Source organism: Arenimonas daejeonensis (assembly GCF_007993735.1).
GTDB classification, from domain to species: domain Bacteria; phylum Pseudomonadota; class Gammaproteobacteria; order Xanthomonadales; family Xanthomonadaceae; genus Arenimonas; species Arenimonas daejeonensis.
The window spans coordinates 123,303-137,363 of the sequence record NZ_CP042453.1; the positions used below are offsets into that span (position 1 = coordinate 123,303).

At 68.2% G+C, this 14,061-nt stretch carries 13 protein-coding genes, 1 tRNA gene, 1 other RNA gene and 5 pseudogenes; 11 read left to right on the top strand and 9 right to left on the bottom strand.

The window, feature by feature from the left end:
• Positions 1-26 precede the first annotated feature (26 nt).
• Genes FRZ33_RS00575 through FRZ33_RS00585 form a run of 3 tightly spaced genes read right to left on the bottom strand, consistent with a single transcriptional unit; the run spans position 27 to position 2,529 of the window.
• Entirely contained in the window at positions 27-647 is a 621-nt protein-coding gene (locus FRZ33_RS00575) for a DUF411 domain-containing protein (protein WP_146906993.1), read from the bottom strand.
• 11 nt (positions 648-658) lie between these two features.
• Positions 659-1,969: an aminopeptidase P N-terminal domain-containing protein gene (locus FRZ33_RS00580; protein WP_146906994.1), complete on the bottom strand. Its 1,311-nt coding sequence runs from the start codon at positions 1,967-1,969 to the stop codon at positions 659-661.
• 8 nt (positions 1,970-1,977) lie between these two features.
• A complete protein-coding gene (locus FRZ33_RS00585; RefSeq protein ID WP_146906995.1) occupies positions 1,978-2,529 on the bottom strand; it encodes a UPF0149 family protein in 552 nt (183 codons plus the stop codon).
• A 482-nt stretch (positions 2,530-3,011) separates the two neighbouring features.
• On the opposite strand from FRZ33_RS00585, the pseudogene FRZ33_RS00590 reads away from it, so the two are divergent.
• The 7 genes and pseudogenes from FRZ33_RS00590 (at position 3,012) to rpiA (ending at position 7,436) form a co-directional block, all read left to right on the top strand.
• Positions 3,012-4,960 (top strand): annotated as a pseudogene (locus tag FRZ33_RS00590) (putative bifunctional diguanylate cyclase/phosphodiesterase).
• A gap of 32 nt (positions 4,961-4,992) precedes the next feature.
• Positions 4,993-5,214, top strand: a complete 222-nt coding sequence (locus tag FRZ33_RS00600) for a TIGR02449 family protein (RefSeq protein WP_146906998.1) — start codon at positions 4,993-4,995, stop codon at positions 5,212-5,214.
• The gene (locus FRZ33_RS00605) at positions 5,211-5,504 is read left to right on the top strand and encodes a cell division protein ZapA (protein WP_146906999.1); all 294 of its coding nucleotides are present in this window, start codon (positions 5,211-5,213) and stop codon (positions 5,502-5,504) included. The genes FRZ33_RS00600 and FRZ33_RS00605 overlap by 4 nt, the downstream gene beginning before the upstream one ends.
• Before the next feature lie 38 nt (positions 5,505-5,542).
• A non-coding RNA gene (gene ssrS, locus FRZ33_RS00610) (6S RNA) lies at positions 5,543-5,728 on the top strand.
• Positions 5,715-6,309: pseudogene (locus FRZ33_RS17410) on the top strand (5-formyltetrahydrofolate cyclo-ligase). Before ssrS ends, FRZ33_RS17410 begins: the two are co-directional and overlap by 14 nt.
• 8 nt (positions 6,310-6,317) lie before the next feature.
• The gene (locus FRZ33_RS00620) at positions 6,318-6,770 is read left to right on the top strand and encodes an EVE domain-containing protein (protein WP_425480603.1); all 453 of its coding nucleotides are present in this window, start codon (positions 6,318-6,320) and stop codon (positions 6,768-6,770) included.
• Between the two features lie 79 nt (positions 6,771-6,849).
• Positions 6,850-7,436: pseudogene (rpiA, locus tag FRZ33_RS00625) on the top strand (ribose-5-phosphate isomerase RpiA).
• A gap of 490 nt (positions 7,437-7,926) precedes the next feature.
• Here rpiA and FRZ33_RS00630 read toward each other — a convergent pair.
• The 4 genes from FRZ33_RS00630 to rplM form a co-directional block, all read right to left on the bottom strand.
• On the bottom strand, positions 7,927-8,985 hold the full coding sequence (locus FRZ33_RS00630; protein ID WP_146907001.1) for a cyclic nucleotide-binding domain-containing protein: 1,059 nt from the start codon (positions 8,983-8,985) through the stop codon (positions 7,927-7,929).
• 123 nt (positions 8,986-9,108) lie between these two features.
• Positions 9,109-9,182, bottom strand: a tRNA-Gln gene (locus tag FRZ33_RS00635).
• Positions 9,183-9,212: 30 nt separating this feature from the next.
• A complete protein-coding gene (gene rpsI / locus FRZ33_RS00640; protein ID WP_146907002.1) occupies positions 9,213-9,605 on the bottom strand; it encodes a 30S ribosomal protein S9 in 393 nt (130 codons plus the stop codon).
• Between the two features lie 9 nt (positions 9,606-9,614).
• Positions 9,615-10,046 carry a 50S ribosomal protein L13 gene (gene rplM / locus FRZ33_RS00645; RefSeq protein ID WP_146910540.1) on the bottom strand — a complete coding sequence of 144 codons (432 nt, stop codon included), beginning with the start codon at positions 10,044-10,046 and terminating at the stop codon, positions 9,615-9,617.
• Between the two features lie 107 nt (positions 10,047-10,153).
• Here rplM and FRZ33_RS00650 point away from each other — a divergent pair.
• The 3 genes and pseudogenes from FRZ33_RS00650 to coq7 form a co-directional block, all read left to right on the top strand.
• Positions 10,154-10,429: pseudogene (locus FRZ33_RS00650) on the top strand (4Fe-4S dicluster domain-containing protein); the annotation flags it as partial.
• Positions 10,430-10,650: 221 nt separating this feature from the next.
• Positions 10,651-11,313 (top strand): (Fe-S)-binding protein, encoded by a 663-nt coding sequence (locus FRZ33_RS00655; protein ID WP_158637027.1) that lies wholly within the window; start codon positions 10,651-10,653, stop codon positions 11,311-11,313.
• Entirely contained in the window at positions 11,310-11,954 is a 645-nt protein-coding gene (gene coq7 / locus FRZ33_RS00660) for a 2-polyprenyl-3-methyl-6-methoxy-1,4-benzoquinone monooxygenase (RefSeq protein WP_146907004.1), read from the top strand. The genes FRZ33_RS00655 and coq7 overlap by 4 nt, the downstream gene beginning before the upstream one ends.
• A 13-nt stretch (positions 11,955-11,967) precedes the next feature.
• Here the strand turns inward: coq7 and sugE are convergent.
• Together sugE and speD are read right to left on the bottom strand one after the other, a co-directional pair.
• Positions 11,968-12,286, bottom strand: a pseudogene (gene sugE, locus FRZ33_RS00665) (quaternary ammonium compound efflux SMR transporter SugE).
• 124 nt (positions 12,287-12,410) lie between these two features.
• The gene (gene speD / locus FRZ33_RS00670; protein ID WP_043800313.1) at positions 12,411-13,205 is read right to left on the bottom strand and encodes an adenosylmethionine decarboxylase; all 795 of its coding nucleotides are present in this window, start codon (positions 13,203-13,205) and stop codon (positions 12,411-12,413) included.
• Between the two features lie 181 nt (positions 13,206-13,386).
• Here speD and crp point away from each other — a divergent pair, with 181 nt between their 5' ends.
• A complete protein-coding gene (gene crp / locus FRZ33_RS00675; RefSeq protein ID WP_146907005.1) occupies positions 13,387-14,058 on the top strand; it encodes a cAMP-activated global transcriptional regulator CRP in 672 nt (223 codons plus the stop codon).
• Positions 14,059-14,061 lie beyond the last annotated feature (3 nt).

The following is a 14,061-nucleotide window of genomic DNA, read 5'->3' on the forward strand; positions in this document are numbered from 1 at the left end:
GCGGACGCCGCGCGGCCCCGCCGGACTCAACCCGCCCGGAGCAGTGCGTCGATGCCGCCTTTCCCGGGCGGGTCCGTCGCGCTTCCCTCGGCGACGGGCACGCCGCCACGCAATATCCGGTACTGCCCGCAGTTGTAGGCCAGCAGCACTTCATACCGGTAGCTGTCGTGCGAATACTTCACGGCATGGCCGAAGACCGGCAGGCAGGCACCGGCCGGCTCCGCCTTCCCGGCCAGCCAGTCCGCCACCGTCCCGCGCACGAACGCCAGTTCTTGCACCGCCCGCACCGGCACGCGCCCGGACACCGGATAACCGCCCACGCAGGCGCTGCCGCAGGACAGGTTGGCCGGCACGCCAGGCTCGGACTTCAAGGCCACCAGTTCGATGTCGCCGGCCTTGGAGAGCGCGCGCAAGGCTCGGTCCTCGACCGCTTCCGACGGGGCTGCAGGCTGCTTCTCGTCCGGCCCGTAGGCGGCGAATGCGGCGCCTTCCCTCCGGTAGGTATCGGCCACGCCACCGTCCTTGACGATGGTGATCGGCGGCGGATCGGCGGCCGGGGCTTCCTCGGCCCAGGCCGGCGGCGAAACAAGCAGCAGTGCGCCGAACAAAGGCGCGAATCCGGTCGAGCCTTTCGGCAACACGTACATGTGACGCTCCTTCAGCGGGTGGCGAGCACGGCCTCGACGGCGTCGGGGTCCTTGGGCACGGCTTCGGTCAGCACTTCATGGCCTTCGCCGGTCACCAGCACGTCGTCCTCGATGCGGATGCCGATGCCCTGCCACCTGGCGGCCACGCCCTTGGTGCCGGGTGCGATGTACAGGCCGGGCTCGATGGTGAAGACCATGCCGGGCTCGAGGTCGCGGTAGTCGCCGGCGAGCTTGTATTCGCCGACGTCGTGCACGTCCAGGCCCAGCCAGTGTCCGGTCTTGTGCATGTAGAACTTCTTGTAGGCAGCCGACGCCAGCGCCGACTTGAGCGTGCCCTTGAGCAGGCCCAGGGACAATAGGCCGTCCGTCAGGGTTTCCACCGCGGCGTCGTGGCCGGCGATCCAGGGCTGGCCCGGGCGCGCCTTCGCGAGTGCCGCGTCCTGTGCGCGCAGCACGAGTTCGTACAGCGCGCGCTGCTCCTTCGAATACCTTCCGTTCACCGGCCAGGTGCGGGTGATGTCGGAGGCATAACCGGCGTATTCGGCGCCGGCGTCGCACAGCAGCAGGTCGCCGTCGGCGATCGGCCCGTTGTTGGCGCGATAGTGCAGCACGCAGGCGTTGGCACCGGCGCCGACGATGGGTTCGTACGCGGCCACGGCATCGTTCCTGCGGTACACGTACTGCAATGCCGCTTCGACCTCGTATTCACGGCCACCGGCACGGGTGGCGCGCATCGCCGCCACCTGCGCCTCGCAGGCGATGGCGGCGGCGCGGCGCATCAGCTTGAGTTCGGCCGGGCTCTTGAACAGGCGCAGCTCGTGCAGCAGGTGGCCGAGCTCGAGGAATTCATGCGGCGGCTGGGCGCCGTGCCGCACCTGCGAGCGCACGCGGTTGACCCAGCCGATCAGTTTGAGATCGAACTCGGTGTCGCGGCCGAAGTGGTAGTACACGCGCGAACGGCCTTCCAGCAGACCCGGCAGGATCTCGTCCAGGTCGGCGATCGGGTAGGCGTCGTCGAAACCAAACGCCTCGACCGCCCCCTCCGGTCCGGCGCGCGGACCGTCCCAGGCCTCGCGCTCGGGATCGCGTTCGCGGCAGAACAGCAGGGCCTCGCCGTGTTTGCGGCCCGGCACCAGCACCAGCACGGCTTCGGGCTCGGGAAAACCGCTGAGGTACCAGAAGTCGCTGTCCTGGCGGTAGGGATAGTGGGTGTCGTGGCTGCGGATGCGCAGCGGCGCGCTGGGCAGGATCAGGATCGCGTCCTGGTCCGCCATGCGCATCAGCTGTTTGCGGCGGCGGGCGAACTCGGCCGGCTTGATCATGGCGGCGCTCAGTTGAGCTTGCGGCGGTGCCGGGGTCCCAGCACGCAGTCGCTGTGCAGCAGCATCACCGCCACGCGGACGAATTCGGAGACCTCTTCCAGCGCGTCCTCGTCGGCTTCCGGATCCTCGTAGCTCAGGTCGCTGGCGGCGATGCGGGCGAGATCCGCCAGCGCTTCCTCCGACTCTTCGGACAGGGGCGGCTTGGCGCCGGCGGCCAGGCCGAAGCCGCCAAGGAAGCCCCGGCCCCAGGCCAGCAGGCCATCGCCGCGCTCGCTGACCGGCCGGTCTTCGGGCGGCAGCAGCAGCTCGAACTCGAAGTCGGGTGATTCCAGCTGGCGGGTGCTGGCGAGGTACAGGCGATCCAGCGGTCCATCGGTTTCCGGCGCCGACAGCAGCGGGTCGGACATCACCTGGGCGAACCAGGTCCGCCGGTCGTGCTTGCCGCCGCCCGACAGGTAACCGCACAGCGAACCGTGCAGTTCGGACGGCTCGAGGCCGGCTTCCAGGCTGCGCAGCTCGGCGGCAATCTCGGCGTGGTCGGGCAGCAGGGGTTCGGACATGGGATCGGTGCCGTGAAGGTGCCGGCATTCTAGCAAGGCCGGACAGGCCGCTTGTGGCGGTGTTAGCGCCACCCTACACTGCCCCGGATAGCACGGATCGAATCAGGGGACCTCCGGGCCTAATGGCGCAGCGGCGAAACAGGGTCAAGAGTCGGGCAGCCAGGAGGGTTGCCTGCGCTGCGTCCGTTCTTGGATCGCCTTTCGCAGCGGCCGCCCCGGCCACCGTTTCACCGGACTGGAGCTGGGTGCTGCAGGGGGTGCTGCTGGCGATCGCGCTGTTCCTCAGCTGGCTGCTGTGGCGGGTCTGGAGCCAGCGCCGGCGCCAGGAAAAATCCCTGCTCGGCGAGATCCGCGAACGCGAGGAGCGCCTGAACCTGGCGCTCTGGGGCTCGGGCGACGAGTTCTGGGACTGGAACATCCGCGACAACAGCCTGTACCGCCTGGGCGCCAACCAGCTGCTGGGCCAGGGCAGTCGCGAGGAGATGAGCACCGACGACTGGCGCACGCACTCCATCCACCCGGAGGACCTGCCGCGGGTGCAGAAACTGCTGCAGGAACACATCGTCGGCCACAGTGACGTATTCGAGTCCGAACACCGCATCCGCAACGCGCGCGGCGAATGGGTCTGGGTGCGTTCGCGCGGCAAGGTGGTCGAACGCGACTCCAGCGGCAGCCCGCTGCGCATGGCCGGCACCGCCCGCGACATCACCATCATCCGCCGCGCCGAACGCGAACGCCGCGTGGCGCTGGAAGTGCTGCGTTCGATGAGTGAAGCGGTGGCGGTGATCGACCTGGATTTCCGCTTCATCTCGGTCAATCCGGCCTTCTCGCGCATCACCGGTTACAGCGAAGAGGAAGTGATCGGCCAGAACAGCCGCCTGCTCGATTCCAGCCAGCACAGCGCCGAGTTCTACCGCCGGGTGCGCGACGTGCTGGAACGCACCGGGCACTGGGCAGGCGAGATGTGGCAGCGGCGCAAGGACGGCGAGGAGTTCCTGGGCTGGATCGAGATGAGCGAGGTGCGCGACGCCATGGGCCTGCGCAGCCACTTCGTCGCCGTGGTCAACGACATCACCGACAAGAAGCGCGCCGAGCAGGAACTGCGCTACCTGGCCAACTACGACACGCTGACCGGCCTGCCGAACCGCGCGCTGCTGAGCGAACGCCTGGGCCGGGCGATCGTGCGGGCGCGCCGGCAGGAAACCCGGGTGGCGGTGCTGTTCCTCGACCTCGACCGGTTCAAGGACATCAACGACTCCCTCGGCCACGCCGCCGGCGACCGCCTGCTCAAGGCAGCGGCGACGCGCCTGCAGGCCACGGTCGGCGCCTCCGACACCGTCGCGCGCCTGGGCGGCGACGAGTTCACCGTGGTGCTGGAGGACGTGGAGTCGATCCCGGCGGTCGAGCGCATGGCGCGCGAGATCCTCACCGCGTTCTCGATGCCGCTGGAAGTGGACGAGCGCCATGACGTCTCGATCACGCCGTCGCTGGGCATCAGCCTTTACCCCGACCACGCCCTGGTGCCGACCGACCTGCTGAAGTTCGCCGACACCGCGATGTACCAGGCCAAGGCCGAGGGCCGGAACACCTATCAGATCTACAACGAGACCATGGACGCGGAGTCGCGCCGGCGCGCCACCGTGCTGGCTTCGCTGCGCAAGGCGCTGGACCGCGGCGAGTTCCGCCTCGTGTACCAGCCGCGCATGGCCCTGGCCGACGGCCGCATCACCGGCGTCGAGTCGCTGCTGCGCTGGCACAGCGCCGAGCTGGGCGAGATCCCGCCGACCGTGTTCATCCCGCTGGCCGAAGAATCGGGCCTGATCCTGCAGATCGGCGACTGGGTGCTCAGCGAGGCGCTGCAGACCCTCAAGCGCTGGCGCAGCCACGGCCTGAACGAGATCTCGATCGGCGTGAACGTGTCGGTGCTGCAGCTGCTGCGCGGCAACCTGCCCGAACAGCTGCGCAACATGATCCACGAACTGGGCGTGCCCGCGAACCGCATCGAGCTGGAAGTCACCGAGTCCATGGTGATGCAGAACGCCGAGCAGACCACCCACGTGCTCAACGAGCTGCGCAAGTTGGGCGTCACCCTGGCGATCGACGACTTCGGCACCGGCTATTCCTCGCTGGTGTACCTGAAGCGGCTGCCGATCGACACGCTGAAGATCGACAAGGAATTCATCGGCGATCTTACCCGCGACCCGGACGACGAGGCGATCACCGCCACCGTCATCACCATGGGCCACTCCTGGGCCTGAACGTGATCGCCGAGGGCGTGGAAAGCGAGCAGCAGCTGAGCTACCTGCGCGAACAGGGCTGCGACGAGATCCAGGGCTTCTGGCTGTCGCCGCCGCTGGACGCGCACCGCTGCCTGGCCTTCATCCGCAGCTGGCAGCCGAGCACCGTGGCGGCCATCCCGGCGCCGTATTGACCGCATCCCCCGCCGCGCCTAAGGTGGCCGCGATGAGCCAGAACGACCCCGTGTCCCAGCTCCAGGCCCTGGCCGAGCGCTTCGAGCGCCTGGCCGAGCAGCACCGTCGCCTGCTCGAGGAGAACCGCAGCCTGCGCCAGGGCCAGGAACAGCTGGTGGCCGAACGGGCCGCCCTGCTCAACAAGAATGAACAGGCCCGGTCCCGGGTCGAAGCCATGATCACGCGGCTCAAGTCGCTGGAGCACAACGCGTGAGCGAGCCGGTCAACGTCAAGATCCTCGACCGCGAGTTCACCGTCGGCGTCGAACCGGACGAGCGCGAAAGCCTGATGGCGGCGGCGCACCTGCTGGACGCGCGCATGCGCGAGGTGCGCGGCAGCAACCGCATGGCCGCGCTCGACCGCGTGGCGGTGCTCACCGCACTGAACCTGGCGCACGAACTGCTGCAGCTCAAGCAGGCCGCCGAGCAGCGGGACGTGGCCCTGAACCGGACGCTGGGCGAGCTGAACCGCAAGCTCGACGGCCTGTTCGATTCCCCGCGCTGATTTCACTATTTTTTTCGGCGGGCGGCTTATAATCGCGCCGTCCTCTGCCGTGTTTGACAGCGTGCCTAACATTACGCCTTGTCCCATAAACACGACCCGGGAATCCGCACCTTCCGCGGTGTGCATGTCCGCCCCGTTGCGGAAAGCCTGAAGCGGTGGTTCGGGTACCCACTTGATCCCTGGGATCAAGGTCGTTTCGTACGCATCGGCATGGTGGAGGAACTACTTCTGCAACCCACGCGCGCCCAACTCCGCGCCGACCTGCGCGCCCGCCGCGCAGCGCTCAGGCCCGGCGAACGCCTGGCCGCCGCCGACGCCGTCGCCCGCCACCTGGGCGAACGCGAAGACCTGCGCCAGCCCGGCTACGTCGGCGGCTACTGGGCCGTGAACGGCGAACTGCCCCTGCACGCGGTACAGCTGCGGCTGGCGCCCGGCCAGGTCTGGTGTCTGCCGGTCGTCCAGGCCGACGGCGGCCTTCGTTTCGCGCCCTGGCGCGCCGGCGACCCGCTCGAGCCCAACCGCTACGGCATCCCCGAACCCGCGACACAAACCACCCTGGCCCCGCAGGACCTGTCCCCTGGTGCTGCTGCCCCTGCTGGGGTTCGACCGTCGCGGCGGCCGGCTGGGCATGGGCGGCGGCTATTACGACCGGGCCTTCGCCTTCCGCCGCGACCGCCCCGCCCCGCCCCGCCTGGTCGGCATCGGCTTCGCCTGCCAGGAACTGCCGGACCTGGCCGCCGAAAGCTGGGACGTGGCCCTGGACGCCGTCGCCACCGAAGCCGCCTACCTGCCGATCAGGGGATAATGCCGGCCATGAAGCACTGGCTGATGAAATCCGAACCCGACGAATTCTCGATCGACGCCCTGAAGAAGGTCGGCCGGGAACCCTGGAGCGGCGTGCGCAACTACCAGGCGCGCAACTTCATGAAGAGCATGCAGGTCGGCGACGCCATCCTGTTCTACCACTCCAGCTGCGAGGCGCCCGGCGTGGTCGGCATCGCCGAGGTGGTGTCGGAGGTCTATCCGGACCCGACCCAGTTCATGCCCAAGTCCGACTATTACGACCCCGCCAGCAAACGCGAAGAGCCGCGCTGGTGGCTGGTGGACGTCGGCTTCAAGCGCAAGCTCAAGCGCGTGGTCACGCTCGAGCAGCTCAAGGCCGAAGCCGAAGCGCTCGGCGAATTCGCGCTGCTCAACCGTGGCAACCGGCTGTCGGTGCTGCCGGTGAGCGCGGCGCAGTACCAGCACATCCTTTCCCTCGAATAGATTCCGGAGCCCCGATGTCCCGCGACGCACAGAAGAAACTCGCCGCCGAGAAGGCCTGGAATTCGTCGAAAACGGCACCGTGGTCGGCGTCGGCACCGGATCCACGGTGGCGTTCTTCATCGACGGGCTGGCGCGGATGAAGTCGCGCATCGAAGGTGCGGTGTCCAGTTCGGAACAGAGCACGCGCCAGCTGCAGTCGCACGGCATCCCGGTGTTCGACCTCAATGCGGTCGGGCCGCTGAAGCTCTACGTGGACGGCGCCGACGAGTGCGACCCGTACAACCGGTTGATCAAGGGCGGTGGCGCGGCGCTGACGCGCGAGAAGATCATCGCGGCGGCCAGCGAGCGTTTCGTCTGCATCATCGACGAGGCCAAGCAGGTGGAACTGCTGGGCAAGTTCCCGTTGCCGGTGGAGGTGATCCCGATGGCGCGCAGCCACGTGGCGCGGGCGATCGCCGACATGGACGGGCAGCCGGTGTGGCGGGAAGGGTGGTCACCGACAACGGCAACTGGATCCTGGACGTGCACAACTGGCGCATCCAGGACCCGGTGGCGCTGGAGGCACGGCTGAACCAGATCGTCGGCGTGGTGGCGAACGGCCTGTTCGCGGCACGTGCGGCCGATGACGTCATCATCAACGGTCTCGTGCGGGCGCCGCGCCCCTGACCTGATGCTGGGCTTGCGCTCCCTTCGGGGCGCAAGAAGAACTGTCTTGCTCGTGTTCGATTGATCCGGCGTGCGCCGTCCCGCACACATAGGGGTCCCCGCCCGCCATTCGCAGCGGCGTCCTGCCCAGCGGATGGCGGCCGCTACGGCATCCTGCCTTCGCTTCGGCGACCCCTATGTGTGCAGGCCGACGCCACGACACATCTTCGCGGGCCGTTGAAACCCCGCTCGTGCCCTCCGGTCACGAAGAGCCCGGGATGTCGCAGGTTGCGAGCTCTCACGAACTCGATGGCCCGGCCCGGACGGTCCGCAGGTCGTCGTGCGTGAGGTCGCTTTCCGGGGCTTCGAAAACATGGACGTTTTCGAAGAGCCCCCATGGATGGGTTCACGGCGTCCCCGGAAAGCGACCTCACGTACGGCGGCCTATCGCCACGAACGATCCCGGCACACAAAACCATCTGCCAGCGAGCTATTGATCTACTCGGGAAGCTCAGGCCGGGGCGTTCGCCGCCAGCAGGCGCAGCATGGCGCCGAGACCACCGTGCAGCGCGCTCACCTCATACCCCAGGCGCTTGAGCACGAACGCCGCGGCGGCCGAACGCTCGCCCGTGTTGCAGTACACGATCACCCGGCTGCCACCGGGCAGCACGCTGGCGACATCCTCGCGCAACCGGTACAGCGGCACGTTGATCGAACCGCCGATCGCACGCTGCGCGTGCTCCTCCGGCATGCGTACGTCCAGCAACACGGCACCGGCCTGCGCCAGGCGCGCGGCTTCGGCCGGCAGCACCCAGGACAACATCGGCGGCTTCAGCACCGCCTCGAAAGCGTCGCGCGACAGCCGCATCAGCTGGCCGCCCTGCATCATGCGCACCGTGGCGTTGCGCGGCAGGTTGGAAAGCAGCGCGTCCTCGCCGAAGGTATCGCCCTCGCGCAGGTAGGCCACGACCTGCGGCGCACCGTCGAGGTATTTGGAAACCGAGGCGGTGCCTTCGCGCACCACGTAGAAATAATCCGGCGGATCGCCCTCGCGCATCACGATCTCGCTGGGCTTGACCGTCACCGGTTCGAACAACTGGAACATCTTCTCGATGTTGCCGGTCGGCAGCCGTGCGAAGGCCTGGCTGCGCAGCAGGCGGAACACCCAGTTGTTGCCGCCGGGCGAACCGCCGAAGTGGCGGTAGTTCTCGTCGCGGCTGAGCTGGTCCCAGGTGATCAGCTTTTCCAGGTAGCGGCGGTCGAGCCGCATGACGCGCGCCTTGCCGGACACCACCTTGGCGGTGAAGCGTCGCGGGACGGCGTCGTTCAGCGAATAACGCCCGTGCGGCGCACTGGCGATGTGGGCCACGCTGCGGCCGTCGGGATAGCTGCAGCGCAGCTCGCCGTCGAGCAGGTACACGGTGTCGTCGTCCAGGTCGCCGGCCTCGAACACGTTCTCGCCCCGCTGGTAGTCCGACACCATGGCCTCGCGGGCCAGTTGTTCACGCGTTTCCGGGCGCAGGGTGTCGAGCTGGAACAGGCGGGCCAGTTCGGTGGCGGGGACGGGCATGAAGGCGGCTCCGGGAGCGTGATGCCCCGAGTCTATCGCCGGTGACAGGATTGGGGTAGCGGCCGATCCGCCCCTGCTTCGGCCCAAATGAAAAGGGCCCCCTTTCGGGAGCCCTGTTCAATTTGGCTGGGGGACTAGGATTCGAACCTAGATAGGCAGAGTCAGAGTCTGCAGTCCTACCATTAGACGATCCCCCAATACGGGGTCGCCGCCAGACCTTGAAGCGATTAGCGCTTCGAGAACTGGGTGGCGCGGCGGGCCTTGTGCAGGCCGACCTTCTTGCGCTCGACCTCGCGGGCGTCGCGGGTCATGAGGCCAGCCTTGCGCAGGTCCGGCTTCAGCGTCTCGTTGTACTCGACCAGCGCGCGGGCGATGCCCAGGCGGATGGCGCCGGCCTGGCCGGTGATGCCACCGCCCTCGACCGTGACGGTGATGTCGAACTTGTCGCCCATCTGGGTCACTTCAAGCGGCTGGCGCACGATCATGCGCGAGGTCTCGCGACCGAAGAACTCGTCGACCGGACGGCCGTTGACGACGATGGCGCCCTTGCCGGCGCGCAGGAACACGCGGGCGGTGGAGGACTTGCGACGGCCGGTGCCGTAGTTCTGCTGGATAGCCATGTGTATGCCTTAAGCCTTGAAGTCCAGAGCCTGCGGCTGCTGGGCGGAATGCGGATGCTCCGAGCCCTTGTAGACCTTGAGCTTGCGGAACATGGCGCGGCCGAGCGGATTCTTGGGCAGCATGCCCTTGACGCCGGTTTCGATCACGCGCTCCGGATGGGCGTCCAGCGCCTGGCCGAGCGACTCGGTCTTCAGGTTGCCGACGTAGCCGGTGAAGCGGTGGTACTTCTTGTCCTGCAGCTTGTTGCCGGTGACGTGGATCTTCTCGGCATTGATCACGACGATGTAATCGCCGGTATCGACGTGCGGGGTGTAGACAGGCTTGTGCTTGCCGCGCAGACGGCGCGCGAGTTCCGAGCACAGGCGACCAAGCGTCTTGCCGCTGGCATCGACCACATACCAGTCCTGCTTGACGGTCTCCGGCTTGGCGCTGACGGTCATGGACTTCATGACGGCTCCAATAAGAATTCGGGGTTGAAAGAAGCGGAATGATAACGGCCCTTTCCGGCCCGTGCAAGCCCGGATTAACGCCGTGTTAGCATCCGGGCATGCCCGCAGCACCGGTCCAGGCCCCCAGCGCCGCGCCAGATGCGCCCGCCGCCCACGGCCTGGCGGCCCTCGCCGACCGCTGCGTCCAGTGCGGGCTGTGCCTGCCGCATTGTCCCACCTACCGCCTGGACCGCACCGAGGCCGAATCGCCCCGGGGCCGCATCGCCTATATCAAGGCGGTGGCCGAGGGCCGGCTGGCGCCGGGGCCGGTCGGCGATCGGCATCTGGACCATTGCCTGGGCTGCCGGCGCTGCGAGCCGGTCTGCCCGGCAGGTGTGTCGTATGGCGAACTGCTGGTCGGCGCACGCGCCGCCCAGGCCCAGCGTCAGCCCGGCCCCTGGAAACAACGCTGGGCCGGCTCCCTGCTGGCCCGGCCCCACTGGCTGGGAGCCCTGCTGGCCCTGTATCGCACCTTCGGCCGCCTGCTGCCTGCGGCCTGGCGTCCGCCCCTGCCCCGCCCCCGGCCCGGGTCACGCTGCCCGCCCCCTCCAACGCCGTGGAATCAGTCGCGCTGTTTTCAGGCTGCATCGCCGACACCTATGAATCAGGCAGCCGCGCCGCCCTGGCCCGGCTGCTGGCGGCCGCGGGACTGCGGGTCGTTCAGCCCACCGGCCAGACCTGCTGCGGTGCCGCGGCGGCACATGCCGGCGATGCCTCCACCGCGACCCGGCTGGCCACCGTCAATCGTGCCGCCTTCGCCGGGCAGGCCCGCGTGCTCTGCCTCGCCAGCGGTTGCCAGGACACGCTGGCGCGCAGCCTGGCCGGTGGCCCGGCGGTCGAGGATGCGCTGGCGACGTTGGACCGGGTAGCCGGGCAACTGCATTTCAGGGCCGCCAACCGTCGGGTCGCCCTGCACCTGCCCTGCACCCAGCGCAGCGTGGTCCGCAGCGAGGTCGCGCTGCGCCGCCTGCTGGCGCGCATTCCCGGCCTGGACCTGGTGGAACTGCCCGACACCGGCTGCTGCGGCGCCGCGGGCCTGCACCAGCTGGCCGAACCGGCACGCGCCGCGGCCCTGCGCCAGCCGCTGCTGGACGCGCTGGCCGCCAGCGGCGCGACCGAACTGCTGTCGGCCAACATCGGCTGCCGCCTGCACCTGGCCGACGGCACTACAATCCCGGTCCGGCACCCGATCGACTTCCTGGCCGAACACCTGGCATGAGCACGCCCCGCCACTACAGCCCACTCGACCGCTTGCTGATCGAAGCCCAGCACGCCCTCGGCACCAGCCTGGGCCCGGCCCGCGCAGAGCGCGACAACCCGGCCGGCGAGCTGCGCGACCCCGCCCTCGACGACAGCGACCGGCGCCATGCCGCCGGCCTGATGCGCATCAACCACACCGGCGAGGTCTGTGCGCAGGCGCTGTACGTCGGCCAGGCCGCCGTGGCCCGCGACGCCACCACCCGCGCCCAGCTCGAACACGCCGCCCAGGAGGAAACCGACCACCTGGCCTGGTGCGCCGAACGCCTGCAGGAACTCGGCAGCCGCCCCAGCCTGTTCAACCCGCTGTTCTACGCCGGCAGTTACGCCATCGGCCTGGCCGCCGGCCTGCGCGGCGACGGCTGGAACCTGGGTTTCGTGGTCGAGACCGAACGCCAGGTCGAGGCCCACCTGGACGAGCACCTGGGAAACCTGCCCGCCGGCGATCAACGCAGCCGCGCGATCATCCGCACCATGAAGGCCGACGAGGCCCGCCATGCCGACAACGCCGAACTGGCCGGCGCCCGCGTGCTGCCCCAGCCCATTCCGCGGCTGATGGCACTGAGCTCGAAACTGATGAAGCTCGTCGCCTACCGCCTCTAGTGCGGGACCGGACTTAAGGCGAGGTGAGTTTGAGGCCGATGATGCCGGCCAGGATCAGGGCCACGCAGGCCAGGCGCGGCCAGGCCGCCGATTCGCCGAACAGCACGATGCCCTGGGATCGCCGTGCCGACCGCGCCGATGCCGACCCAGACTGCGTAACCGGTGCCGATCGGGATTTCCTTCAACGCCAGCGCCAGGCACCACATGCTTGCCGCCATCGCCACCACCGTGACGGTGCTGGCCAACGGCCGGGTGAACCCTTCGGTGTACTTGAGGCCGATGGCCCAGACGATCTCGAGCACGCCGGCGACCGCCAGGTAGATCCATGCCATGTCCCTTCTCCTTCTCTTTTCACAGCCCTGAAAACAAGGACGGCCCGGAGCCTGCGCTCCGGACCGTCGTCGGTCCTGCCATGCCGGGAACGGTCCCGGCCGCGGGTCGTCCCGCGGGCTCTCGTCAGTCGGCCAGGTTGTGGCCGTTGAACAGCTCCACGATCTCGCGCTTGAGCTGGTTCTCGATGCGCATGCGGTCCTTGAAGCCGAGGTTCTTGGCCTTCTCCTCGAACAGGTAGGTGTCGAGGTCGAATTCCTTGAGGTGCATCTTCGTGTGGAACAGGTTCTCCTGGTACACGTTGACGTCGATCATCTCGTACTTGCTCTTGATCGGCTTGGACAGGAAGTCCTGGATCGAGTTGATCTTGTGGTCGATGTAGTGCTTCTTGCCCTTCACGTCGCGGGTGAAGCCGCGCACGCGGTAGTCCATCACCACGATGTCGGACTCGAAGCTCTCGATCAGGTAGTTCAGGGCCTTCAGCGGCGAGATGACGCCGCAGGTCGCCACGTCGATGTCGGCGCGGAAGGTGGCGATGCCGTTGTGCGGGTGCGTTTCCGGATAGGTGTGCACGGTGATGTGCGACTTGTCCAGGTGCGCGACCACGGCGTCGGAGATCAGCTCCTTGCCGGCCGCCTTCTTGTCGATCACCGGCTCTTCCGAGATCAGGATGGTCACCGACGCACCCTGCGGGTCGTAGTCCTGGCGGGCCACGTTCAGGATGTTGGCGCCGATGATCTCCGCCACGTCGGTCAGGATCTGGGTCAGGCGCTCGGCGTTGTAGGCCTCATCGATGTACTCGATGTAGCGCTGGCGCTGTTCCTCCGACACCGCGTAGCAGACGTCGTAGATGTTGAAGCTCAGGGCCTTGGTCAGGTTGTTGAAACCCTGGAGCCTGAGGCGAGGAAGCGGCTTGACCACGTGGGCTTTCCTGCGTGCGGAGGGGGTTGGAGCGAGGGGGCGCATTATCGGCCAAACCGACCCCGGGGAAACCTCCGCCCGCCAGGGCGGCCGCAGCATTGCCCGGGCCGCGTTCACAGCCTAAGCTGAACGCCTTTCCCGGGGCCGGGGCGTTGCCATGGCGCTGAACAGGAGTCCACCGATGTCGATCCAGCCGCACAAGGTCGTCAACAGTCCGCTCGCGCCCGACGCGGCGACGCTGGGCCGCTTCCTCGACCATTGCCACCGGCGCCGCTACCCGTCCCGCACCGATGTCTTCCGTCCGGGCGCCCCGGCCACCTCGCTCTATTACGTGGTCAGCGGCTCGCTCAGCGTGGTCAGCGAGGAACCGGACGGCCGCGAACTGGTGCTGGGTTACATCAATGCCGGCGAGTTCATCGGCGAGATGGGCCTGTTCTTCGCCGCCGACCAGCGGGCGGTCGTGGTCCGCACCCGCAGCGCCTGCGAGCTGGCCGAGATCAACTACGACCGCCTGCACCAGTTGTTCGCCGGTCCACTGCAGTCCGAATGCCCGCGCATCCTGTATGCCATCGGCCTGCAGCTTTCCAAGCGCCTGCTCGACACCAGCCGCAAGGCCAGCCGCCTGGCCTTCCTGGACGTCAGCGGCCGCATCATCCGCACGCTCAACGACCTGTGCCAGGAACCGGACGCGCTGTCGCACCCGCAGGGCACCCAGATCCGGGTTTCGCGCCAGGAGCTGGCCCGCATCGTCGGCTGTTCGCGTGAAATGGCCGGCCGCGTGCTCAAGCAACTGCAGGAACAGGGTGTGCTGCACGCCCGCGGCAAGACCATCGTGGTGTACGGCACCCGCTGAACC